The sequence below is a fragment of the Halomonas sp. PA16-9 genome (assembly GCF_009728585.1).
GTDB classification, from domain to species: domain Bacteria; phylum Pseudomonadota; class Gammaproteobacteria; order Pseudomonadales; family Halomonadaceae; genus Vreelandella; species Vreelandella titanicae.
The window spans coordinates 2693634-2718184 of the sequence record NZ_CP040451.1; the positions used below are offsets into that span (position 1 = coordinate 2693634).

Sequence of the window (24551 nt, forward strand, 5' to 3'; positions counted from 1 at the left end):
CCTCTTTTTAGTTGTTAACGAATCAGCCCCAGAAGCTCAGGCAATGCCAAGCTGAATTGGGGTACAAAAGCAACGAGAAGGAGTACAACCATCTCGGCGCCAATGAACGGTAAAGATGCCCAGCTTACTTTCTCGATTGTTGTTTCCCCTATCTCACTAGCTACGAATAAATTCACACCAAGGGAGGCGTCGAATAACCTATTTCACACGCGATCACGAACATGATGCCAAATTGAATCGGGTGTATATCGATACCGATGGCGACAGGTAACAAAAGTGGGGTCAGTATGATGATCTGCGTTAGCGTCTCCATCCACATGCCCACGAATATCAATAGCGCCACTATCACCAAGATAAGAGTGATGGGATCACTAAAGGTAGATAGCATGAGTGATGACACCTGCTGAGGAATCTGGTACATGGAAAGCAACCGCCCCACCACACGGCCTGTCACCAGTACCAGCATCACAGTTCCCGCTACCCGCGCGGTGTAGGTCAAACTATCGATAAAAGTAGGCAGCTTAATGGCTTTATGAACCAAGACACCCACAAAGAGCGCATAATAAACAGCCACTATGGAAGCTTCAGTGACGGTAAAGACGCCTAAATAAATACCACCCAGAATGATCACCGGCGCAAAGAGCGACCATTTCGCCTCTTTTGCTGTGCGCCATATTTCAGAAACGTCTCGCTTACTCGTATTCTGGGCGACAAAACCGCGCTTCTTGCTGATAACTAATACCGTCAGGTAAAGCGCTAATGCCAGCATTAGCCCAGGGATGACACCGGCAACGAAGAGTGCTGTAATCGAAGTTTCTGACGTGATGCCATAAATAATGATGGGAATTGAAGGGGGGATAACCACACCTATCCCGCCTGCGCTCGCAGTTATGGCGCTTGAAAATCCCCGATCTTTATATTCCTTGATCATGGCGGGAATCATGATTGAACCAATCGCAGCTGTCGTGGCTGGACCAGATCCCGAAATAGCCGCGAACATCGTACAAGCAAGAATCGTCACGGTCGCGAGCCCACCTGGGGCCGGCCCTACCAGTGCCCGCGAGAAAATGATAAGTCGTTCAGTCAGCCCCCCTTTTTCCATCAAGGCGCCAGCTAAGATAAACATCGGCACCGCTATGATCGTGAAATCATTGACGGCAGAATAGGCACTCTGAACTACATAAGACAGCGGCATACCGGATGGCAGCATGCTCAGTATCGCTGCCATACCCATGGCTATAGCGACTGGCACACCGAGCACCAAGAAACCGACAAAGCCAATGGTAAGAATGATTGCGGGGCTCATAGGGTACCTTCAGTCAACGCGTGTGTCGTGGGTTTCTAAACCATTCTTCCAACGAGAAATCATGCATCCAATGACACGCACAGAAATGAATAACATGCCCAAGGGAACGATCACTTGCACCCACGCCAAGTTGATCCCCGTTGTCTGGGAAATGTAGGGGAACTGCATGGTTTCATAAAACAATTTACCCCCTTGCCAAATGAGCACGATGTTGAAAACCAACCAGACGGTATCCGCGATGGTCAGTATGATTTTCTGAAGCGTCTCGGGCAGCATTGAAATATGAAACGTGACTCGTATATGCCGGTTCTGCTCTGCGGCGATGACAAAACCAAAATAAATCGCCCACACGAAGAAGTAACGGGACACTTCCTCAAGCCAGCTCAAGTTACGTTCAAAACCGAATCTCAAGACAACCTGAATTCCCAGCAAGACGATGACGACTGTCATCAGCGACGCTGAAAGCCACTCTTCAAAGGTTCTTGAACGAAGCACGTTCAACATACAAGCCACCTCATGTCGTTGCCTTCAAGAAGCATAATTTTCATTTTGGATCATGACTTTAAGATGTTTTTGCTTATCCAATGAGGATTCGAAAGCTTCATCAGCAACCCCAAATTCGTAGGTTGCCGATACGGCACCGAGAAGCTCCGGTTTGGCTAGCACAGACTCGACTGCTTTTTCGAATTCATTTAAGAATCGATATGCTCCCTTTACGGTTAGCTCCTTGGTCAGGATCAAGTTCATATCCAGCTCTGCTGGCGCCAAGAAACCGACTTGAATTAGCCGACCTTTAGGAATGAGCACCTTCAATGCCGTATTGAATGCTTGCGGTGCGCCAGAGGCCTCCAGCACGACGTCAAAGAATTTATCCTCGCCAGAGTCAACGAACTCTTCCACTGCTTTGGCAGTAAGCGTTTGCACATCGGCAAGTTTACGTACGCGTTCTAATGCTGCTTGGTGCACGTCTGATACAAAGACTTCACTGGCGCCTTGATCCAGCGCGGCCACTGCCGCGAGAGTGCCAATAGTGCCCGCACCAGTAACCAACACACGTTTCCCAGCGACTTCACCTAAGTTAGCGGCATGAAGTGCGATAGCGTAAGGTTCAGCGAGAGCTGCCAGTTTAAGGTTGGCATTGGAGGGCAGTACGACACACTGGTGGTCTTTGACCACTGGCCGTTCTTCAAACGCGCCATGAGTATGGGGTTGCTTGGCAGCACTCCCGAGATACTTCATGTTGAAACAGACATTTTCTTCCCCCTGCTGGCACATTATGCATGTACCGCAGGGCAACGAAGGATTGATGGCAACCCGATCATCCACCGAGACATCTTTAACGTCCTGGCCGACTTCAAGTACGAGAGCTGCAAGCTCATGTCCGAGCACCATCGGGTCCCTAACAATCGAATGCCCGACTTTTCCATCCTGATAGTAGTGCATGTCGGAGCCACAAATGCCGCCGTAGGCCAGACCTAAGCGAACTTCATCGGCAGCCAGGTCTCGCTCAGTTCGTTCATCAATACGTAAGTCCTTAGGACCGTGGATAACATATGCTTTCATGCTTGCACCATCATTGGTCGAAACGCTTATATTTATTAAGTCCCAAACGATATCAACCCGCCATGTAACCACCATCTACCGGGATGACTGCGCCGTTGACGTAGGAGGCCTCAACTGAGGCGAGGAAGTAGATCACGGAGGCCACTTCTTTGGCATCAGCCCAACGTTTCATTGGGATTCGTGATGATATTTGCTCGAAGCGTTGAGCATCCGCTCGCGCCGCTACCGTCATGTTGGTGTTAACCCAACCAGGAGCCACCGCATTAGTACGCACACCCTTCTCAGCCCAGGCAACAGCCATTGTCCGCGTAAGGGCGACAATGGCCCCTTTGCTTGCGCTGTAACCGGGAGACTTGGGTGAACCAAAATAGCTCCACATCGAGGCGATATTGATGATGGCACCGCTCGTTTCACTGAGTAAGTCGATCAGGCGCGTCGACAGGTCAAAAACAGCATTGCAATTGATGGCCATAGACTTTTCGAACCCTGCAAGCTCCCACTCTTTTTCTTGCAGGTTAACCCCAGCACAATTCACCAACACATCTAGCCGATCGATATGTTTAACAATGGCATTCATGTCGTGTGGATTGGTCAAGTCAGCCTGGATGTACAGATCCGGTTCCTCATCACAGGGATGAATATCGGCGATGATGATCTGATAACCCTGCTCCTTGAACTTTTTAGCGGTCTGGCACCCGATGCCGGTCGCCCCGCCTGTAATCAATACTGTTTTAATGCTCACATGCCTTACCCCTTTGGTGGATACATTTCCCCTCGCTTGGTTCAGAGAGTCGGCATCGTAAAGTGATTGGTCTCTTCTCGAATACCGCTCGGCCAGCGTTGCGTGATGGTTTTCATGCGTGTATAAAACCGCACACCATCAGAACCATGCATATGGAGAGGACCAAATAGGGATCTCTTCCAACCACCGAAACTATGGAAGGCCATGGGTACAGGTATTGGCACATTGACGCCAACCATACCTACCTGGATTTGCTCGCAGAACTGGCGAGCCGCATCACCATCTCGGGTGAATATGGCTGTACCGTTGCCATACTCATGATCGTTAATCATCGCCACTGCCTCGTCGAAACTCGCCGCACGTGCGATAGAAAGCACAGGCCCAAAAATCTCCTCGCTATGAATCCGCATCCCAGGTTTGACATGGTCAAAGAGTGAACCACCAATGAAGTAACCGCCCTCGCCCCCTTTGACCGATATTTGGCGACCGTCTACTACCAGCTCGGCCCCTTCTTCCTGGCCGATGCGAATGTAGTCCATGACCTTCTCCATATGCTCACGTGTAATTAGGGGCCCCATGTCGTTATCGGGCCCTTCGACCAGGCCTGGGCCAACACTAAGCTTATCGAGCTGCGCCAGAAGTTTTTCACGTAGACGTTCAGCCGTTTCATCGCCCACCGGTACCGCGACGGAGATCGCCATGCAACGTTCGCCAGCGGAGCCAAAAGCGGCTCCCATCAAAGCACTTACCGCTTGGTCTAGGTCGGCATCGGGCATGATCACCATATGGTTCTTGGCACCACCTAGTGCCTGCACTCGTTTGCCGTGTGCGGATGCCGTGGCATAGATATACTCAGCGATGGGCGTCGAACCGACGAAGCTAACTGCCTGAACACACTCATGTGTGAGCAGTACGTCGACGGCTTCCTTGTCACCGTTGACCACATTGAATACGCCGTCCGGTAAGCCGGCTTCTTTTAGTAGCTCCGCCAAACACAGCGCAGTGGACGGGTCTTTTTCCGAGGGTTTCATAATGAACGTATTCCCGCAGGCCAATGCGATGGGGAACATCCACATGGGCACCATGGCAGGAAAGTTGAAGGGTGAAATGCCGGCACAAACCCCTAATGGCTGCATCATGGAGTAGCTATCCACTCCCGACCCTACGTTGGTGGAGTGCTCCCCCTTCTGTAAATGAGGAATGCCGCAGGCAAACTCCACCACTTCTAACCCGCGTACGACTTCACCTTTCGCATCGGAAAATACCTTCCCATGCTCGCTAGCAATCAGACGTGCCAGCTCATCAGTATGCTCTTCGACCAACGCCTTGAATTTGAACAGGATCCGAGCCCGCTTGAGCGGAGTGACCTTAGACCATTCATGAAAAGCCTGGTTGGCCACCCTGACGGCATGTTGTGTTTCTTCAGCCGATGCAAGAGACACCTGGAGGGTTTGCTCTCCGGTCGCGGGGTTGTAAATGCCGGCTACACGATGACTTGCGCTATCCACGTGCTGCCCATTGATAAAATTACCCAGGGTCCGCATGACTTATCCTCTTTCCTGCAAATTGGTTTCATTGACACACTGGCGAAGTGAATGCCATTCGCGAATAAGTTCGGCATAATTACTCGCCACGTGACTCACGAGCTCTTCGTCTTTTATGCTCCCTGCTAGCCATTCTCGGCATGGCTGGGCAAATAAGGTGCGCCCCACCGTGAACCCCTTGCAGTGCGCATGATTGGCGGCTGGGCCAAAGCTGTCTTTCACTTGGCCCATCGGCGCATCCAATCCCAGCAGAACGACGCCACAGCAATGGGGGTCTTGCTCCGCGATGATCTGACCAACAGCCTGCCACCCCTTGTCTGACATGGACGGCAGCTTCCACCAGTCAGGGCGTATGCCTAGTGCATAGAGACGGCTCAAGCTTCGGGGCAGTGTTGTGTCGTCGATAGGTCGATCCGATGGTGGAATGATCTCAAGCAACAATTGCAGGCCATTAGCGCAGGCCGCTTCGTACAAGCGATGGACACGAGCTTCCTGTTCGAGACGTAGCTCGATAGGATCGTCCGGGTGGTAAAAGAAGAGGCACTTGATGATGTGTTCGGAGGGCCAATGACGAAATTGACTTCCCAGATCCTCACCATGCTGGTAACGGAGGGGGCGGGAGCTTGGCAACTCGACCGGGCGACCGATCCACCAACCACGTCCGGTAGCATCGTTTAAGGCATCCTGACCCAAGACGTCATCCACCAGAACGGCAGGCGTCGCAAGGCCTGCCTGACGAGCCCCTTGTTCCGCTGCTTTTACCAGCAAGCGCTTCATTGTTGGCAAACGCGACACGTCCGCACCGACTGCCATCGCCATGTCGGTTAATTGTCGGCGGTGGTCGAACGCTAACCCGCACACTTCCGGCCACTCTCTGGGAATGCGGGTGGTGACCCGGTGAAGATGATTGAGCCGAACATCCTTATCCGGACGCGGTACCTCCTCACGGCGAGCCAGGTAATCCATGAGCTCTTCTTCCGTCGGCATTGCCGGAGCGCAACCATGCCGTGACACCACCAACGCCCCGCAAGCATTGGCATAAGTGGCGCTAGTTTCCCAGCTTTCACCCCGCAACCACCCCCGGAGTAAGCCGCTGATGAAAGCATCGCCAGCCCCGAGCACGTTAAGGACATCGACTTGAACACCTTTGACGAGGATTCCCTCTTCGATTTGATCGGGAATCGACCCTTCAAAGATGACGCAGCCAAGCGGACCAAGTTTGCAGACCAAGGTAGCGTCACTCACGTCACGCACGGCACGAAGTGAGGACAATGTGTCATTACTCCCCCCCGCGATGTGAAACTCTTCTTCGGTGCCGACGATTAAGTCGAAATGAGAAAGCCATCCTTGCAAGCCTTCAGTGACCTGAGCATCTGCAACGAATCTAGTCTCGCCGTCCCCCGGATCAGTCAGCCCCCATAGGACGGGCCGGTAGTCGATATCCAGTACGCGCTTGGTGCCATGGTGTACGGCTGCATTCAAGGCTTTCTTGCAGGCTTTTCGCGTCAAGTCGGTCGAAAGGTGAGTGCCTGTGATGGCAAGCGCTTGTGCAGTACCAATGTAATCGGTGTCTATCAACTCAGCATCAATCGCCATGTCCGCGCAGTCACGGCGGTAAAAGAGAAGAGGAAAAGTATCGCGGTCCTTTAAGGCCAATAGAGCTAAACCGGTGTGCCGATGGGGATCCGTCTGTAAAGAAATCGTATCGACACCGGCACGCTGCAGTTCTTCACGCACGAAATTTCCCAGTTGCTCATTACCTACCCGAGAAAGCATGGCGGACTTCAAGCCGAGTCGGGCCGTACCGAACGCTACATTGCCCGAGCTGCCACCCAAGTACTTGGCAAAGCTCGTTACGTCCTCCAAAGAGCTACCGAGCTGCTCCGAGTAAAGATCGACAGCGACGCGCCCCAGGCAGATCAGGTCCAGTGGGTGCTTTCGTTTAAGGTCATGCTGCATGGTCAAGGTGCCCTCCTTTCTTCTAGGGGAGCGGCACCACCAGCCCCCTAGTAACACAAGGTATTGATGGAATATATGTTCCATCACCAGACCATGTCAAACTAATTATTCCACAATTCAGTGTAAATGGAATTAATATTCCATTTATGCTAGCGTACCTCTTACCTAACGACCTCTTGGTTTTCCCAATGACTCAGCAGCAACCGCCTCAAGATTTCGACGAGCTCAGGAAGCGCGTCACTGCTAGATACGAATCTCTAAGCCCAAGACTTCAGCAAGCTGCTCGATATTTGCTTGATCATCCTAAAGATGTCGCGTTCTCCACCGTGGCCAAGATATCCGAGAGTGCAGGCGTTACACCATCGACGTTAATTCGCTTAGCCAACACCTTCGATTTCTCCGGTTTTTCTGAAATGCAAGGCCTCTTTAGAGCTAGGCTTGTCGATGAGCTGCCGAACTATACAGAGCGTATCCGCGCAGTACGCAGCGCTACAGGAGAGACGCCAGGCAGTACCCAGTTGCTCTGGGAATTTGCTGACGCTAATCGTGCAGCTCTTGAGCAACTACCAGGGCGTATTGACTCAGGCACCCTGGAGCAGGCGTTAAATATTTTCGAGGAGGCACGAGCCATTCATGTGATGGGGGCACGAAGAAGCTTCGTAGTGGCCAGCTACATGACCTATGCACTTCACCATATAGACAAACGTGCATTTCTGATAAACGGCCTTGGGGGCATGTATGGAGAACAGGTCAAATCTATTGGTGACAATGATGCGCTAATGGTCATCAGCTTCAGCCCCTATGCCGAAGAGACCCGGAAGCTGGCTGCCGCGGCGCGTGAGCGCAACATTCCCTTAGTCGTCATTACCGACTCGAACGTGAGCCCTCTGGCTCAGTTAGCGGATGTGTACTTCGTCGTGCAGGAAGCGGAAGTGAAAGGTTTTCGCGGGTTAGCAGCATCACTATGTCTGGCCCAGACACTTGCTATCGCCCTAGGGGTCCGCCATGAGCTTACTTCTGCGATGCCTATCAACCGGTAATAAATTTAAATCAACCTAACGATAGCAATACTTGTGCCGGGACTCACCTGGGTTTAAGCACCGCTGTCATTGTGCGCAGTGCCGGCGATTCAAACAGTTCTGCGTCTAGCGGATAAGGGCCGCTACGTAAGTTCTGAGGATTGTAGGGGTTGAAGTTCTAGAAGGTTGACAAGGCCATTATGAAGACCTGCGGCGGAATCATGGCGATCGAAAAAGCAAGTAACCAGGGGTTGTCAGAGCACTAAGGACGATCCCCATTATAAGCAGCTCGCAACAAAGACTCTAACGGACCAAACTCAACTTCCTGAGGATTCCAGTATGGGTTCTGAAGAGCTAACTTCAAAGCGGCCTCAAGATCTGCCTTCTTCATACCTAATTCCTGAAGTGATACTTTGGCACCGTTGGCTTTCGCCAAATCATGTATTCCACGCGCAGGATCATCCACCCCTAAAGCCCTAGCAATTCGTTGCATGCTATCTGGCGCAGCTTGTCGGTTATAAGCGATGACATGCGGCAATATGACAGTGTGGGTTTCTGCATGCGGCAAGTTGAAACTCCCTCCCAAGGTATGACAAAGCTTGTGATGCAGCGCCATTCCCACACTTCCCAGAACGATACCACAAAGCCAAGCTCCATAGAGGCACTGTGTTCTTGCTTCTATATCGCTGGGATCGCTATAAATTGCAGGAAGACCAATGGCCAGTGCCTTGATTCCCTCTTCTGCCATAAGGTTTACGACAGGATTGGTATCTTTGGCATATAGCCCTTCAACCGCATGCGCTATCGCATTAATACCACTGGTGATAGAAACATCACGAGGTAAGTTGAGCGTTAAATCGGGGTCATATATCACTACCTGGGGTTGTACATGAGAAGCCTTACCTGTTTTCTTTACTCCATGCTCAGTGATGCCATAAATAGGGGTCATCTCTGAACCGGAATAAGTGGTAGGTATGGCGATAATAGGCAGCTCTGTTTCTAAAGCCACCGCTTTTGCCAAACCGATACTCGATCCTCCACCAATCGCCACAAGGCCATCAACAGACAGATGACGTACCTGTTCCAAAGCTTGTTTTACAGCGTCAATAGGGACATGCATCCTGGCGTGTTGGCATGTACCCACGCATCGCATTCCTAACTTCGAAGCTACCTGCTGAGCCAGCAATGATTGACCGGGTGTTGAAATAACAAGGACTCTCTCTAACCCTAGAAGCTCAGCCTCTATACTCAGCGATGCAAACGACTCTGCGCCAAATACCACCCTTACCTTCGTCGCAGAATAGATGAATGGTGCGATCATATTTGTGCCTCAGCGCCTTTAAAATGTTTGCTAACCTGTATGTACACTCCTCATTACCCAACGACTAATTACGTATTGGCGCCCCAGGAGAATGAAGACAAATATCTTTCTATTGAGGGAGGTACAGGGAATGCATAAGTGCAGGATGAGAAGCAAGCACCCTCTCCACCCTTGAGGCAGCAACTCTAAGTTCCTCAAGCCGCTCCTCAATTAGACTTTCAGAGGTTACACGTCCGCTGTAAGCAGAACAGTTAATTGCCGCCACAGTTTGGTGAGCCGAATTTTTAACAGGTACTGCGAGCGAGGTGATACCGTAATCTAGCTCATCAACAGAGGTTGCATACCCTAATTCGCGAACAAGAGCTACCTGTTTGGAGATGTCTTCCGGAGAATTAAGGGTTTTATCGGTCAGCTTTTGTAAATTGACCTTATTGTAATAGTCATCTAATTCATCAGACCCCATGCTAGACAGCATCACTTTCCCAAGTGAAGTGGCATACGCAGGGAAAGTAGTGCCCGCTGTTGCCATCATTCGTTTTGCACGCTGCTCTGAATAACTGGCAATATACAGAACCTCTTGCCTATCAAGGGTTGCCACAGATGCCGATTCTCCAAACAGTCCGACAAGACGCCTAAGCTCAGGCAATAACAGCTCCTCACTATTCGCTGAACGCAAGTAAACCGACCCCAACGTAAGCACTCGGGCGCTTAGAACAAATTTACGATCGATACGACGGACATATCCCAAGCGCTCTAATGTATTAAGACTTCTCCTTGCCGCAGCAGGGTTCAGGTCTGCACGACGTGAGACTTCACTTAGTGTCAGTAATGCATGCACCTTATCGAAACATTCGAGTACTTTAAGCCCTCGGGCCAATCCCTCGACATACTCTCCTTTCTTCTCTTCCACTTAAGTGTCTCCTGACATGATATTGCGCTATACCATACCCTGCTGACGACCGACCAAGCCAACCCCTACTTTGCATTGCTTTGATACGCCATACGCAAGCGACGTGCCATGGGCTTGAGAAGCGGCATAAATATTAGCAGCAGGGTTAATGAGAGCAGTGCAACGCTAACGGGTCGATCCAGGAAAACAGTAATCTCTCCTCTGGATATCACTAGTGACCTACGAAGATTCTCTTCCATAAGCGGTCCGAGTATAAAACCAAGCAATACGGGGGCAGGATGGAAGCGAAAGCGCAGAAGCACATAGCCCAGTACGCCGAAGAAAAGCGTAACAAGCACATCGAATTCGCTGTTATTAACGCTATATGAACCCATGCAGATAAAGAAAATGACGGTCGGGTAGAGTATCCGGCTGGGTACGCTCATGATTTTCACAAATACACCTATGAGCGGAATATTTAGAATTAATAGAATTAAATTACCTACCCAGAAGCTGACAATAAGACCCCAAAACATCGCCGGCTCATTAGTGATGAATTGTGGGCCAGGCGTTACTCCGTGCATCATCATTGCACCCAGTAATACCGCCATGACTACATCACCAGGAATACCCAAGCTCAGGGTAGGAATAAAGGCAGCTTGAACCGATGCATTATTCGCTGCCTCAGGAGCCGCCACCCCCTCTACGGCCCCTTTCCCAAATTTGTCTGGCTCCTTACTGACCTTCTTTTCCATGGCATACGCCATGAAGGACGCTATGCTCGGCCCGGCACCGGGTAAAGCACCAATTATAGACCCTAACGTTGATCCTCTAAGGATTGGGCCCCAAAGCTGGCGAAACTCTGCGCGTGATGGGAGCATCGATTTCATCGAGATACGATCAGGAGTCGTTACGACTTTTGTGGGCTCTGCCACTGTCATTTTGTGGATAATCTCAGCTACCCCAAAAAGCCCCATCGCAATCGCTATTAGACTTATGCCATCGTAAAAATTAATGAATCCGAAGGTAAAACGTGGCACACCTGAATTCGGATCCATGCCCACTAAGCCCAGAATCAAACCCAAAACCACCATTACCAGGGATTTAATCGTTGAACCGTTGGAAAGGGTTGAGGCAGCTACCAACCCCAGTAACATGACAGAAAAATATTCTGTCGAATTAAAATCAAGAGCAATGCTAGCAATAGCAGGCGCAAAGCCCATCACCAGCAATATTGCGAACGAGCCACCGCAGAAGGAGGCAGCGGCGTTAATGAACAATGCTAAGCCGGGACGACCACTTTTAGTCATCGGGTAGCCATCTAAGGCAGTCACGGCCGTCGATGCGGTGCCCGGTAGATTTAAGAGTATAGAGGTGATCGACCCACCATACTGCGCTCCGTAAAAGATGCCTGCTAGCATGATAAGGGCAATCGTAGGATCAAGCCCAAACGTCAGCGGCAGTGCCACTGAGATAGCTACTAAAGGGCCTATGCCTGGTAAAGCGCCTACGAAAGTGCCTAAAAATACACCGATGAAGCAAAACAATAAGGCTTCACCTGTAAAAGCGGTCTGAGCCCCTAATGCAAGGTTCGATAGCATATCCATTAGCTAAAAACCCCCGTTGCAAATGGCTCAAGTGGTAAACGAAGTAGTTTGATAAATAGTAAGTAGCCAACCAAGCTTAGACCTATGGCTGTACCAATGAGCGTACGCACCGAGATGCGTTCTCTTCCGCCAATAGCTGTCAGAATTACAAGTGACGTGGTGGCAGGTACCAGGCCCAAGCTTTCTACCAGCATTGCAAAGGTGATAAGCGCCAAGCTCAAAAAAATCAGGCTGCGGAAGTTAAAAGCGGTTTCCTGCTTACTTTCTGGTGGCTCTAACGCTGCCACTGTACCGAGGGCAGCTATAATGACTCCAAGTCCTAATGGAAAGAACCCTGGCCCTATTCGACTCATACTGCCCATGGACAGCTGGGTGCCTGCATAAGCGACATAAAGACCAAAAATTACGATAAGCGCACCGAATAGAACATCCGATAAGCGGCGATGTTTAATCATGGAGTTCTCGCACTATTGTTGTTTTTGACCAATGCGGTCTAACCTCAGCCCTGGCAAACATCAGGGCCCCCAGGACTGAAGTAGCGTCTCTTTTTTAGTCAGCTTGTGCGTCTGCGGCGTCGGCGATCTCGCCCCATTTTACGACTTCATCCGAAATGAATTGCTGAAGGTCGGAAAATTCGACGTCCCCAAATTCAATGCCTGTTCGCTCGAAGTGCTCCCGAACTTTATCCGAAGCCAAGCTATTTTCTGCTGCTTCACGAAGGCGTTCGGTAACATCTTCTGGCATATCGGCAGGCCCTGCTAAAAGGAACCACGCTACAAGGTCAAAGTCCTCAAATGTATCTGAAATGGATGGTACATCGGGGGCAACACTTGACCCATCCGCACCGCTTACCCCAATAGCTTTCATCGTCCCAGCTTCTATATTGGGTAGTGCGGCAACTGGGTGATAGAACATAAAATCCACTTCACCTGACATGACTGCCGTAAGACCTTCAGCTCCTGAACGGAAAGGTACATGAATCATGTCCCCTTCCGTCTGAATGTTGAGTAGCTCGCCAGCGAGGTGGCCAGATGTACCATTGCCAGCTGAAGCAAATGTCACACCGCGGTCTTGTGCAGCTGCTTCGATTAGATCTTCTAAGTCATTAAAATCAGAGTCACCGCTCACAACTAATAAGGTTGGCGTATACCCAATAAAGGCAATGGGCGTGACATCCGTTTCCGGATCATAGGGGTTGTCCGGATAAATGGATTTATTGATAGCAAGCGTACCTACAGTCCCCATTGAGAGGGTATAGCCGTCAGGATCAGCCTGGACGACTTGCTGTGTGCCTACACTACCGCCAGCACCTGCACGATTTTCAATGACCACAGGCTGGCCCAGATCTTCCGCCATGCCTTCGCCGACGACACGAGAAATTAAGTCTGTGGTGGTACCCGCTGCAAACGGAGTAACAATGGTCACAGGTCCATCAGGAAATTCCTGCGCGCTTGCCGTAGATACTTGGCTAATAGCGACCGTTAGGGTTGCTGCTACTAAATGAGTGAGAGTCAGCTTTTTCATATTTCCTCCTATGAGGATTGGCGTCATTTATTGTTGGTTTAAGCTATCTACTACGTTTAAGTTTTAAGATGGCAAATCATCCTTTGGGTGGGTGACTTACTATCTAAACCTAAATTTTCATTCAACTTTATAATTATGGATGTGCATGTATTGCATTCATTTCTTGTCGAATCTCATCTCCGTGTTCGTTAAGGGTGGGTGGAGGATTCACCTCCAGGCTTGGTTTGCCATCAAAGCTAAATGGCGAGCGTACGGTACGAAACTTACCCATTTCAGGGTGTTCCGATTCAACAGCAATTTTTAAGTGGATTGCCTGAGGGTCATCCAAAGCTTCATTAGAATCGTATGCTGGAGAATTGGGCACACCTCGTTCATTCAAGGTGTCACACCAGTAATCGCGAGTTTGGTTGGCGAAGATCGGCGTCAAAATATCAATTAACGCGTCCTGGTTTTTAATTCGGTCAAGTCGATCCGCAAAGCGGCTATCTGTCTGTAAGTCAGCCCTGCCAACACTTTCGGTTAATGCCTCCCAAAACTTAGTCGGAGATGATAAATGGAATGCAATCCATTTATCATCAGCACATTGAAAGGTGTAAGACTGAGAAACCTGAGGGCGGCTTAACGGTCCCATTACCTCACCTACGCTAAGGTAATGCGTAAAACTATCGAGGTTAAAGTGCATCATGGCTTCGAGCATGGAGATATCCAACCGTCGTCCCTTACCGGTACTACCTCTTTCCAACAACGCAGCCATGATTCCCATTGCAGCGTATTGACCGGTCACAGAATCAGCAATGGCAGGGCCAATAACCCGTGGACGATCGGGCGGGGTTAATAAACGTAGATAGCCGCTCGCCGCCTGGGCGACAGTGTCAAAAGAGGGCCGGTCCCGAGAAGGACCACTTTGGCCAAAACCTGAAATGGCGCAGTAGACCAACTTTGGATTGATGCTACGTAAGGTCGCTTCTCCGACGCCTAATTTTTCTGCTACGCCAGGACGGAAATTTTGGATAAATACGTCCGCTCCCTCGATCAATTGATGAAGTATTTTTAAATCACTATATTCTTTCGAATCTAAGGCGATAGAGCGTTTGTTGCGGTTATAAGTTTGGAAGTGTGGAGAGTAAAGTCCTCCCTTAAAGGCACGAAACGGATCGCCTTCACCTGGACGCTCGATTTTAATGACATCTGCACCAAGGTCAGCAAGGTGCATACCAGCCGCTGGTCCGGTGATATAGGTACCCATTTCAATAACGCGAATATTGCTCAACATCTTTGTCATAGTGATCGCCTCTTAGACTGACGAAGGCCCATGGGCGCCTTCGGAATTTGCCAGCTCTTCATAAGCGATGGCCTGATCCGCCTGATGAGACATAATGAAGCCAATCGATCGTTGAGATTCTTCAAAGAGATGGGCCACTAAGCCAGCAGCTCGTGCTAGGAGAGGAATTCCTTTCATGGCGTCCACCGGCCATCCAGCATCCAACATCACTGCAGGAATCGCGCCTGAGACATTGATAGGCAATGGGCGATTGATAATATCGGGCGCAAGCTTCGCTAGCATGCGCAATACATTTACGTGTTCGCCGGAGATGCCATGTGTATCTGCCAATGCTAATAGCACGTCAGCACGTGGATCACCTGCGCTGTGCTGGGGGTGCCCCAAACCTGGAACTTTTTGACGCTTTGACTTGATCCGTTCCAAGCTCTCTCGGCATACCTCTTCAATGTCTCTGCCCTCAGCACACTTTTCGACGATATTCACGACAAAACGTCCAGCAATCTCGGAGCTACCTGCTACAACAGTGCCCATCCCCAACAAGCCAGCGGAGATGGCGCCCTGCCAACTATCCGGTCCCGCTGCCAGCGTCATGCGCGCCGCCTGAACGCTAGGTACCAGACCATGTTCTGCGATGGCGACTAAGCATGCATTTGTCATGATTCGCTGTTCACTGGTCGGTGTCTTTCCAAGTACCAACAGCCAAAAATAATCAACGAATTCAATCTTACCTATCAACTCATTACAGAGGTCACGACCACGAACGGTGACACTTGTGTCATCTGACTTAGCTATCGATGTAAACGCTTGTTCTTGTTTTCCAATACGCATTCGAGGCACCTTTCACTATACGAAATATTTTTCACTATATGAAATACAGATTAGAGCTTATCAGCGCTAAGTCAAGTCAAGCGCTTGAGAGAATATGCAGCTCTTAATCAACTGTGGAAGTTTGTTTTTTTAAAACAATCAATTAAGTCCAATTTTTATCTTATTATTATTCTTAGGTAATGAGGTGTACGTCACATCACAACACTGCATGAACAAGGTGACTGTGTCATAGCTGATGGTTTTTCCCGCGCCATAAGTTATCCAAGTATTTGCTTGATCATTACCGGTCCAAGGATGACCAACATTACAACAACGATGGGTCCAGCGCTGCCAGACTCGGTGCCTATGTTGGTCATTTCCTTATGAATCGGCTGAATACGTTAGGGCGTGGCCAAGGGAGATTACATGAGCTCGAAAGCTAATGAGTGTCTAGAATATCCAGGGCGATTCTGAGTAAGGTAGGGTGCGCTTCCTCTCTATTATTGAGGACTTGGCCAAGCGTCATGATGTTCAGTTTATAGAGCGCTATACGCATGTTGAAAGTGACATGCGAGAGTTGATGGAACGCCGCATTGAATCATCCCTTTCCCGAGTTCACGATTTAGCTTGCCCATTTTGACCATTAGCTTCTCGCATCGTTTAGACTCTTTTCCGATTTGGGGGGGTTGTAAGAAGCAGTGGCATGTTGGCCTTCATTGAAAGGTCGATCAGCATGGGCCCTGCTTTGTGGTGAGCATACCTTTATATACTAGAGACGCCGTAAGCCTTCAAAAGTCAAAGCCAAAAAATTACAGATCTATATCACTCCTATGAATCCTGCACACGGGATCAATTTGACGCCTATAGGAGTGTTATTTATGTCCCCGCCTTGCCTACACTGTACAGCCGCTTGCACGCTTAACCTCGAAACCGCCCAACGCATCGGCATGGTGGGCAGCAGCCTTGTGGGTGGAGCCATTGGGGCGTGGCGTGCTTCGTCTCTCTTAACGTCCCCTTTATCGATGGCTACCTCCCGCTTCCCGTTAGCCAAACTGCCCGCTGCCGTGATGGGAGCTGTTACTGGCAGTCAAGCAGGCTCGCGTGCCGCAGAATTATTTTTCACGCAGAAGCTACCGCCCGGTGAAGGAACGCCCTGGCTGTGCATATCGTGCGGTCATAACTTCCGGCAAGTACCCCGTCCCTTCACCGCACCCCAATAATGCGTTCCCACTAAGCGATATACCCCTTACTTTCCAACCATAAAGCGCTGACGTTAATCGTCAGCGCTTTTTTATTGCTAGGAGTTTTCACCATGGCTCATCTCATTGAACAAATGGCTTACGTCGGCGCTACCCCATGGCATGGCCTGGGGCAACAGCTATCCCGTCAACAGCCGCTAGAGGTCTGGCAGCAACAGGCCGGTATGAACTGGCATATTGAAGCAGCCCCGGTGCGCTTTATTGCCGAGGGTGCCAGCCACTTGGGCAGTATCCACTCGTTCCCTGAGCATAAGGTGCTCTACCGCTCGGATACCAAGGCGCCGCTATCGGTGGTGTCCCAGCGCTATAAGGTGGTCCAGCCAGAGGAGATACTGGAGTTCTATCGCGATCTCACCGAATACGCAGGGTATGAACTAGAAACCGCGGGCGTCCTGAAAGGCGGTCGCAAGTTTTGGGCGTTGGCACGAAGTGGCTTAAGCACCTCTCTGAAAGGCCAGGATGAGGTCAATGATTACCTTCTATTGGCAACGTCGTGTGATGGCACGCTGGCCACTATGGCGACACCTACCACGGTGCGAGTGGTGTGCAACAACACGTTGCAGATCGCCGTCGATGGAACGTCGCAGACGGTGAAGGTACCCCATCGGTCGGAGTTTGATCCCCGTGCAGTTAAAACCCAGCTGGGTATTTCTGTTTCCCAGTGGAACGACTTCATGTACCGCATGAAGGCCTTGGCGGAACGTAAAATCGATCACCGCGAGGCGCAGCAGTATTTTCAGTCGGTGCTCTGCGGTATCGATAAGCCGATAGACGATCCCTCCAAGCTGCCTAACTACCGGGCACTCAATAAGGTACAGAAGCTTTACCACGGCGAAGGCCGCGGTTCGCACCTCGATACTGCCAAAGATACCGCCTGGGGCTTACTCAATGCCGTTACCGAGTACGTGGATCATGACAAGCGTGCGCGTAGCAACGATACCCGGCTCGATTCAGCGTGGTTTGGCCAAGGGGCCCAATTGAAACAGGAGGCATTGCAAACAGCCCTTGCCCTGGTGAGTTGACATGCTGTTTTTCATCATTTTACTGCTAATTTTCTTAGTTTTTGTATTACCCCTCATTGGATAGCGCGATAAGCCCAGCTCCTAACAGGCTGGGCTTTTTGCTTTTTACGTGGAGCACACCATGGCCTCTCTTAGCCCTGATTTAGATATCGCATTAACCCAGTTGACGGAGCGACTGCTCACCCAGGATCAAACTTTTGCCCAGACCTATGTCATGGCAAAGGGCCAGCTGTATCGCACCGAGCTGCGCCTATGCCTCGTCCCTCCCAGCGAGCTTCCCGCCGATTTTTAACTCTCTATTGAAGGAGCCTTGTCATGGCCACCAAAACTAATGTGGTAAATCACGAGACGTCTGCATCCTCTTTACAAGCCGTTCCTGCAGCACCCACAACGCATCTTGCGGAGAGCACGGCCATTATCCAGGTGATTGAGCGCGCGGCACTCAACCCGGACGTCGATATCGACAAAATGGAGCGCTTGCTACAGATGCAGGAACGGGTGATGGATCGCCAAGCCATGATGGCCTATAGCGCGGCCATGGCGGCCATGCAGACCGAACTTCCCAGCATTAAAGAACGCGGACAAACCAATAACGGCTGTTACGCCACCTTGGAAGATATCGTCGATACCGTGCGCCCCATTATGCAGAAACACGGCTTTGCGGTGAGCTTTCGTATTCAGACGCAGGAGCGCGGCATTGAAGTGACCGGTGTGCTAATGCATAAGGATGGTCACCGTGAAGAGACCAGCATGTTGCTGCCTGCCGACATAAGCGGCAACAAGAACGCGGTGCAGGCGTTTGGCTCATCCACCAGCTACGGCAAGCGCTACGTACTCAGCGCCCTACTCAACATCACGACGCGAGGCCAGGATGACAATGGCAAGCCCAGTACCAAAGCGAGCATCAAGCTAGTGACGCCCTTTCAGGCGGGGCAGATCCAGCGACTGATTAGCCAATGCCCTGCCACAACCCAGGAATGGTTCAGTGGTAAATACGGTTCAGCCGTGCAAGTACCTCAGAGTGACTTCGACAAGCTACGCGCCTCATTCTCTAAGCGAGCGGTTAAGTAATCCACGTTCTCCCCTTATGACAGGAGGCTTCCATGCAAGTGCTTACTATGGAACAAGGCACCCCAGAGTGGCTGGCGGCGCGGCTAGGCCGCGTCACCATGTCGGAGCTGAAAGCATTGCTGGTGAAGGGTAAAGGCCCTGGTGGGTTGGGTACCGGGGCGATTACCTACATGCACCAGTTGATCGGTGAGCGAATCACCGGGGAACTGGCTGAGCCGTTTCAAGGCAATGCCCATACCCGTCGTGGACATACCCTGGAAGGCGTTGCCCGTGCGCTCTACTGCGATACCACTGGTGAACCAAAGCCACAAGAAGTGGGCATCATCCTTAACCACAACGTGGGTTACTCGCCTGACAGCTTGGTAGCCGCTAACGGTCTGCTGGAAATCAAAACCAAACTGCCAAAGTTCCAAATCGAGGTACTGTTAAATGGTGAAATACCTGATGAGCACATACCCCAATGCCAGGGAGGGCTATGGGTCAGTGAACGAGAATGGATCGATTTTGTGAGCTACTGGCCCGGCATGCCGTTGTTTATCAAGCGCGCGTATCGCGACGACATCATGATCCGCACCATTGCCGAGCGGGTGGAGGCCTTCCATGAAGAAATGGAGCGGCGTATCAGCCTAGTGATGGTCGCGTGACCGACTACTTGAATCACCACACTCATCTAATTTTAACGACATAAATGCCGGGCCACCACCCCGGCATTTTTTATTTTTTGGAGGTCATCATGCCCCATAGCAAACTCAAACCCGGTGAAGTGGCAGGCTCCTATCACGTCACCTCCCCGGTTACAGAAACTGACATCATCACCATGGCCCAGCACTTCGCATGGCGTAAGCTCGCCAAAGACCACAATATATCCCAACCCTCGCAAGCCTTTTAACACCTGAAGCTACTTCTGCAGGACTATGAGCACAATGTTATTAGCATTTTATTCATAGATAGCCAAAACCGTGTTATCCGCTTTGAGGAGCTATTTCGTAGTTCCATTGACACCGCCAGAAGTGCTGAAAGCTCCCCTCACCTACAAAGCTGATTTCGCCATTCCACACTATTGGTAACCCAACGCCCGGAGACTCATACAGATGAATTACATAGGGCCTTGAAGAAGTCCATAGAGCTGATGGAAATTTGGATGATTTATCTCGTGGTTGCCTGGAATGCTAGCGATAAGTCGGCTGCTGATGTGGAATATCTGTGAGTAAGTGCCTAGTCTTTACAGAACCTCTAGATGGGCGACTCCGATATGAAGGCAAGCTTTATTTTTGATTTAAGCAAACACCATCAAAAAACAGCCGCATTTTGCTAAGTAAAATTTGATGCCATCGATGCACACCTACGTTTCCTATAAAAACATAAAACAGTGCCTTCGATAATCTTCAGAAAGCTGGTTGAAGTTCTCATGGCGCAATGTGGGGTGTCGTATGGCGGGGAACAACATTACAGAAAAATGTAAGCATTGCGGTCACTCACTCGCAGATGAACCGAAAATTCCGATACTTATAGTCGAGTGCGATACCAGAAAACTAGAGGCCCTATTTAAAGGTGGCTTAGATGACTTCGAGTGCACTGTATGCAACAGGCCCACTGGCATACGACGAAGTGTTGTATTTCTTACACAATTTCCACTTGCGTGCTTTCTCGTCGAAGGTAATCACGAACCTCTCTATTGTGAAGAAGTGATCGAAAATACTCGCGCTTACTGCCAAAGCCTGAGCCCTGATCTGGAACCCCATATCCTTCCGACCATCCATTCGTTACAAAAAGTAGTGTTGTATCAACTCCGCTACAATATAGATCACCTGAACCACAGTGTGATTGAGGCTGACAAAGACGCGCAGATGGGGGCGTTAGTGCAGCTCGATGCCCGCCACTTTGCCGCTGCAAAAGTCGCACTGAACCTTCCTCAGGATCTTATCCAAATTGGTTGTATTGTGAAAGGCGTTCGGCTCAAAGAGAAAGAGTTGATCGACCACCTCGCGAAATTCCAGGCAGAATCTTGGTGTGCACTTTTGAACTCTTGGATCAAACCTGGCAACAAAGCACTTAATCTAGATAACCAATTGTCTAGGCGATTTTGCAAATCTATCCTCATACCGGGTGCTGCGAACTATGCTCTGGAGCTGCTTGCGGAGATGCAGAGCAAATTGTCATTTTCACGTCCTGTGGAATATTGCTTGCAAGCGATGCGTGCGAACATTTGTGCACTCGAGGAAATACCCAACTCACAAAGCAGTCGCTGGACGATGTTGTTCTTCGAAGCTGAAATGAGGCTTCGTTTAGGGGATGACGCATCTAAAGAGATCATGAACCCCCTAATTATCTCCGAAGAGCGGGCACGTTCCACAATTCATTTACAGGATGCGGTTGAAGAAGTCGTAAGGATTGTGGCCGGAAGGGAGCAACCGCAAGAGATTTTCGACGCAATCGAGGAAATCGCTGTCAAAATAGGATGCCCGCAACTCTTGGGCATGCGTTAGCGACGATTTTTATGACTGGTACGAAATCGCCGACCGCCGCTGACATCGCTGAGTTGCTTCGCACCAGCCTTGATGAAATGGTAGCTAAGCCCGAGGAACTTAGCACCATACTCAGGCAAACAACAAAAGGCCTAATCGACGCCCGCAGCATCGATGAGTTGGTGTGGCTGGCCGAGGAAGCCATCGCTTTAGTGCCAAATTCTCCGCAGGTTCGAGCGAAAGTGTATGCCTGGTTGGGCAGTGTCTTGAAAACGGTTCGTGCCGACCCCCACCGATTTCTTGAACTTATCAGCGACAACGTACAGGGCTGGGAAAGCTCGCTCGCACCACTGCAGCAGGCCGCACTGTGGACAGAGCGCTCCAATACGTTGCGTATGGTTGGGCGCTTCGACGAGGCATTAGCGACGATTGAAAACGTGCTGGAGATAATGCACGACCAAAATGATAGTGCAAACTACTGTGTAGCACGCCTCAATCATGCAATCTTGCTGAGAGAAACTGGAGCCCCCGATCTATCCATAATCGAGCTTGAAGCGCTGTTGTTAGTACCGTCCGTAAAAGGAAGACTACTCATCAGCGTTCTGGATTCGTTAGCCCTCGCCTACCATCGAATGGGTCGCCCGGCCGACATGGTTCACTGCTACGAAAAAAGTTTAACGCTTGCAGTGGGTCCTTTTTCAGACAGTGCCATCGCCTCGCGCGCCAACCTTGCTTTATCGTTAGCTTGCGACGATCGTTACGACAATGCCATTGCCCTTTTGACAGATATTGACCCGTTAATCGGAACAGATCCGACTATTCTGCTTACCGCTGCCTCGGCCTGGTTAACGATTCTTTCTAACGTCAAGGGCGTGCCGAAAAGTGCTTTCAATAGGATGGCTCTCAGGACCGCTCTTACACAAACTGCGAAGCGTGCGAAAGATGAAGGGAATATCCAGGACTGGCTTAGTGCTCTCCGAATATTGGGAGGTTTTACAGAGCTATCTGATAACAGAGAGATGGCCCAGCGTATTTGGGAAAGGGTCGCCCAAATCTGCAGCGAGTATGATCAATCGTTGTCACCAAGCGAACTTCTGCGCCTTGCAGGCTATGCCTACCTAAAAAATGACATTAATTTAGCGCATGACTTGCTGTTGCAGTTACCAGGGGTAATCGCCACGCATGGAGGTCAAGCCACCGATATTGCGGCTGTAGCAATAGGCCTAGAGCCGAACATTCGACGAGGATTGGACGAAATAGCCGCGGTTGCTTGGGACAAAGCGGAAACCTTTGATGATCTCCGCTTTATAGCGGAGATGCGACGCAACTTGGTCAGCCGCTCCCAACGACAGCTGCGGGAGAGCTTATCTCCTCTCGAGCTAAAGATGTTGAAAGAAGGTATAAGCAACGAAGTACTCGCCGCTCTGGCACCAATTAGCGGGCGCGTCGGCATTCTAGAGTGGATCACCGGCCCCGAATGGATTTCATGCTTTGTTACGGTGATTGACTCGACTGGCGAAGTGCATGCCCAAATGCTTGAATATCCTGAGACTGACCTAGATTGGCTATTGGAGAAAATGGATACTTCGCTTCGCGCTTGGCATCGAGAGCGCCCAGGCGACCCCTTCGACATCCCGCAATGGCGCGAATTAGAGGATTGGCTAATACGCGAACTTGCTCCCCACCTTCAGGAAGACGACCACCTCGTAATCTTTGAGCACGAACGATTTTCCGGTCTACCTTGGCATGTGGCCGCAGCTCAGTATTGGTCTTGCTCGTATGCTGGCGGCTGGGCTTCAATCCTCACCTTGCCAGGCAAAGTAAGAACAGAACCTGCGACAACAAGGCTCGGAGTGGCGTTAGTGCCCGTTTTTCGGGAATCCGAAGAGGTTCTAATGTCTTATCATAAATCTCTTGCTCACTCCAAGAACCTTTCAGGACAGCTTGGCCTTAAGCTGGTCACACGCGAGGGTAAAGAATGCGATCGAGAAGGACTGATCGAATTACTTGCCGAAGTTGATGTATGCAAATTACTTTGCCATGGTCACGTCAGTTTGTTCGGGCACGAAATTGATCTGATGCTCGCCCACAAAGGTACGCTTCCCTCTGTCGACCCGCTTGCAGCTAAAAGCACGGTAGCGTACCAACATCGATTCGGGTGGCGCGATGGCCGCAAACTAAGAATTTCCTCACCAATACTTTTTACTGCCGCATGTTCCACTGGCCTAGCTCATGTCGTCGGCGTAGGCGAGCGAGTGAGTCTACTGGCTGGCCTGAACAATGCAGGAACTCGGGCTTTGGTTGCACCGCGCTGGGATGCAGTGGCGAGTTCGGTCCTGCCCGTCCTAGACGAAGCATTACAGCTCTATCTTGGAGGAATGACACTGGCTGCAGCGGTACGGGTGGCATGCCAAGAAGCACAGGCAAATGAGCCACGTTGGATAGCATGGACAATTTGTATCGAAGGGGACTGGCGATGAACGAGACGTTTGAAGACTATATTGCTGACAAAGGGCTTAATGACAACGACTTAGCACAGGCGGCTCTTTACTACCTTTCAGAGAGATACGGCGACCCAACCGCTACTGAAATGCGCGAAAAGCTTTATAAAGCGACCGGAAATCCCAATGCAGTCGATGCTGGCCTCGATCGCCTGACCCAGGAGCCTCTCGCGCTTGATGCTGCCTCTCATTCAGTATTGGCTTGGGCTTGGGATCAACCTGAAGAAGCAATTCGGGTAGAGCGTGCAGTTGATGCCGCGAAACAAAAACTCCCTGTTATTGAGGTTGGCCTTCTGTCGTTGGTAGCTATGTATGGAATGTATCTGGTAGAGACGGGTAACCTAAAGCGCAAGACTACTAAGGTTACATTACCCGATGGAACCAAAGTCGAAAAGGTGGAGGAGTACTACCCTCCGTCTTTGTCTAACTTGACTGCTTTATTTAAAGTGGAAAATGATCCTGAACCATAAACACCAGGCCCTTGTTACGGATTAAAGGAAAAAGATAAGCGGCAGAAACTTGGATTCTTTAGTGCAATGACTTCTGAGTAAAATACTCAGCGACTGGTACACTGAATAAGCGGGAGGATACGAGGCTTATCCTAAGCGGATGGGGGTATGTAAGCAACGCATAACATATAAACTGCCTGTGTTGGGCAGCTTATATGCCC

The 24551-nt window shown here is 50.5% G+C and carries 22 protein-coding genes and 2 pseudogenes; 11 read left to right on the forward strand and 13 right to left on the reverse strand.

Annotation, left to right across the window (positions count from 1 at the left end; genetic code table 11):
* Positions 1–14: 14 nt before the first annotated feature.
* From FDY98_RS12485 to FDY98_RS12510, 6 genes and pseudogenes are all read right to left on the reverse strand, one after another.
* Positions 15–1306: pseudogene (locus tag FDY98_RS12485) on the reverse strand (TRAP transporter large permease).
* A 9-nt stretch (positions 1307–1315) separates the two neighbouring features.
* Entirely contained in the window at positions 1316–1810 is a 495-nt protein-coding gene (locus tag FDY98_RS12490; RefSeq protein ID WP_196518020.1) for a TRAP transporter small permease, read from the reverse strand.
* A 24-nt stretch (positions 1811–1834) separates the two neighbouring features.
* A complete protein-coding gene (locus FDY98_RS12495; RefSeq protein WP_027959513.1) occupies positions 1835–2869 on the reverse strand; it encodes an L-idonate 5-dehydrogenase in 1035 nt (344 codons plus the stop codon).
* Positions 2870–2921: 52 nt separating this feature from the next.
* Complete coding sequence (locus FDY98_RS12500) at positions 2922–3611, reverse strand: SDR family NAD(P)-dependent oxidoreductase (RefSeq protein WP_027959514.1); 690 nt, start codon at positions 3609–3611, stop codon at positions 2922–2924.
* Positions 3612–3652: 41 nt separating this feature from the next.
* Entirely contained in the window at positions 3653–5155 is a 1503-nt protein-coding gene (locus FDY98_RS12505) for a CoA-acylating methylmalonate-semialdehyde dehydrogenase (RefSeq protein ID WP_027959515.1), read from the reverse strand.
* Positions 5156–5158: 3 nt separating this feature from the next.
* Positions 5159–7114 (reverse strand): bifunctional 5-dehydro-2-deoxygluconokinase/5-dehydro-2-deoxyphosphogluconate aldolase, encoded by a 1956-nt coding sequence (locus FDY98_RS12510; protein WP_027959516.1) that lies wholly within the window; start codon positions 7112–7114, stop codon positions 5159–5161.
* A 290-nt stretch (positions 7115–7404) separates the two neighbouring features.
* Here FDY98_RS12510 and FDY98_RS12515 point away from each other — a divergent pair, with 290 nt between their 5' ends.
* Complete coding sequence (locus FDY98_RS12515) at positions 7405–8154, forward strand: MurR/RpiR family transcriptional regulator (RefSeq protein WP_442907922.1); 750 nt, start codon at positions 7405–7407, stop codon at positions 8152–8154.
* 241 nt (positions 8155–8395) lie between these two features.
* Here FDY98_RS12515 and FDY98_RS12520 read toward each other — a convergent pair whose 3' ends face one another.
* From FDY98_RS12520 to FDY98_RS12550, 7 genes are all read right to left on the reverse strand, one after another.
* Positions 8396–9454 (reverse strand): maleylacetate reductase, encoded by a 1059-nt coding sequence (locus FDY98_RS12520; RefSeq protein ID WP_051430424.1) that lies wholly within the window; start codon positions 9452–9454, stop codon positions 8396–8398.
* A gap of 109 nt (positions 9455–9563) precedes the next feature.
* Positions 9564–10364, reverse strand: a complete 801-nt coding sequence (locus tag FDY98_RS12525; RefSeq protein WP_027959519.1) for an IclR family transcriptional regulator domain-containing protein — start codon at positions 10362–10364, stop codon at positions 9564–9566.
* 65 nt (positions 10365–10429) lie between these two features.
* The gene (locus FDY98_RS12530; protein WP_035537325.1) at positions 10430–11950 is read right to left on the reverse strand and encodes a tripartite tricarboxylate transporter permease; all 1521 of its coding nucleotides are present in this window, start codon (positions 11948–11950) and stop codon (positions 10430–10432) included.
* Positions 11950–12405 carry a tripartite tricarboxylate transporter TctB family protein gene (locus tag FDY98_RS12535; protein ID WP_027959521.1) on the reverse strand — a complete coding sequence of 152 codons (456 nt, stop codon included), beginning with the start codon at positions 12403–12405 and terminating at the stop codon, positions 11950–11952. Before FDY98_RS12535 ends, FDY98_RS12530 begins: the two co-directional genes overlap by 1 nt.
* Positions 12406–12499: 94 nt before the next feature.
* Positions 12500–13474, reverse strand: coding sequence for a Bug family tripartite tricarboxylate transporter substrate binding protein (locus FDY98_RS12540; RefSeq protein ID WP_027959522.1), 975 nt, complete (start codon positions 13472–13474; stop codon positions 12500–12502).
* Positions 13475–13607: 133 nt separating this feature from the next.
* A complete protein-coding gene (locus FDY98_RS12545; protein WP_027959523.1) occupies positions 13608–14756 on the reverse strand; it encodes a CaiB/BaiF CoA transferase family protein in 1149 nt (382 codons plus the stop codon).
* Positions 14757–14768: 12 nt separating this feature from the next.
* Positions 14769–15584 (reverse strand): citryl-CoA lyase, encoded by an 816-nt coding sequence (locus tag FDY98_RS12550; RefSeq protein ID WP_027959524.1) that lies wholly within the window; start codon positions 15582–15584, stop codon positions 14769–14771.
* Between the two features lie 195 nt (positions 15585–15779).
* On the opposite strand from FDY98_RS12550, the pseudogene FDY98_RS12555 reads away from it, so the two are divergent.
* From FDY98_RS12555 to FDY98_RS12600, 10 genes and pseudogenes are all read left to right on the forward strand, one after another.
* A pseudogene (locus FDY98_RS12555) lies at positions 15780–16003 on the forward strand (thiamine pyrophosphate-binding protein); the annotation flags it as partial.
* A 438-nt stretch (positions 16004–16441) separates the two neighbouring features.
* Positions 16442–16783, forward strand: coding sequence for a hypothetical protein (locus FDY98_RS12560; RefSeq protein WP_027959525.1), 342 nt, complete (start codon positions 16442–16444; stop codon positions 16781–16783).
* A 92-nt stretch (positions 16784–16875) separates the two neighbouring features.
* Positions 16876–17844, forward strand: coding sequence for a DUF932 domain-containing protein (locus tag FDY98_RS12565; protein ID WP_027959526.1), 969 nt, complete (start codon positions 16876–16878; stop codon positions 17842–17844).
* Positions 17845–17965: 121 nt separating this feature from the next.
* A complete protein-coding gene (locus tag FDY98_RS12570) occupies positions 17966–18136 on the forward strand; it encodes a hypothetical protein (protein WP_155705873.1) in 171 nt (56 codons plus the stop codon).
* Between the two features lie 23 nt (positions 18137–18159).
* Entirely contained in the window at positions 18160–18915 is a 756-nt protein-coding gene (locus FDY98_RS12575) for an ERF family protein (RefSeq protein ID WP_027959527.1), read from the forward strand.
* Positions 18916–18947: 32 nt separating this feature from the next.
* Positions 18948–19559: a lambda exonuclease family protein gene (locus FDY98_RS12580; RefSeq protein ID WP_027959528.1), complete on the forward strand. Its 612-nt coding sequence runs from the start codon at positions 18948–18950 to the stop codon at positions 19557–19559.
* 89 nt (positions 19560–19648) lie between these two features.
* Entirely contained in the window at positions 19649–19804 is a 156-nt protein-coding gene (locus FDY98_RS12585; RefSeq protein ID WP_155705875.1) for a hypothetical protein, read from the forward strand.
* Between the two features lie 796 nt (positions 19805–20600).
* The gene (locus tag FDY98_RS12590; protein ID WP_155705876.1) at positions 20601–21401 is read left to right on the forward strand and encodes a hypothetical protein; all 801 of its coding nucleotides are present in this window, start codon (positions 20601–20603) and stop codon (positions 21399–21401) included.
* Positions 21402–21412: 11 nt separating this feature from the next.
* Positions 21413–23860, forward strand: a complete 2448-nt coding sequence (locus tag FDY98_RS12595) for a tetratricopeptide repeat protein (protein WP_155705878.1) — start codon at positions 21413–21415, stop codon at positions 23858–23860.
* Positions 23857–24351, forward strand: coding sequence for a hypothetical protein (locus tag FDY98_RS12600; RefSeq protein WP_027959530.1), 495 nt, complete (start codon positions 23857–23859; stop codon positions 24349–24351). The genes FDY98_RS12595 and FDY98_RS12600 overlap by 4 nt, the downstream gene beginning before the upstream one ends.
* Positions 24352–24551: the final 200 nt, after the last annotated feature.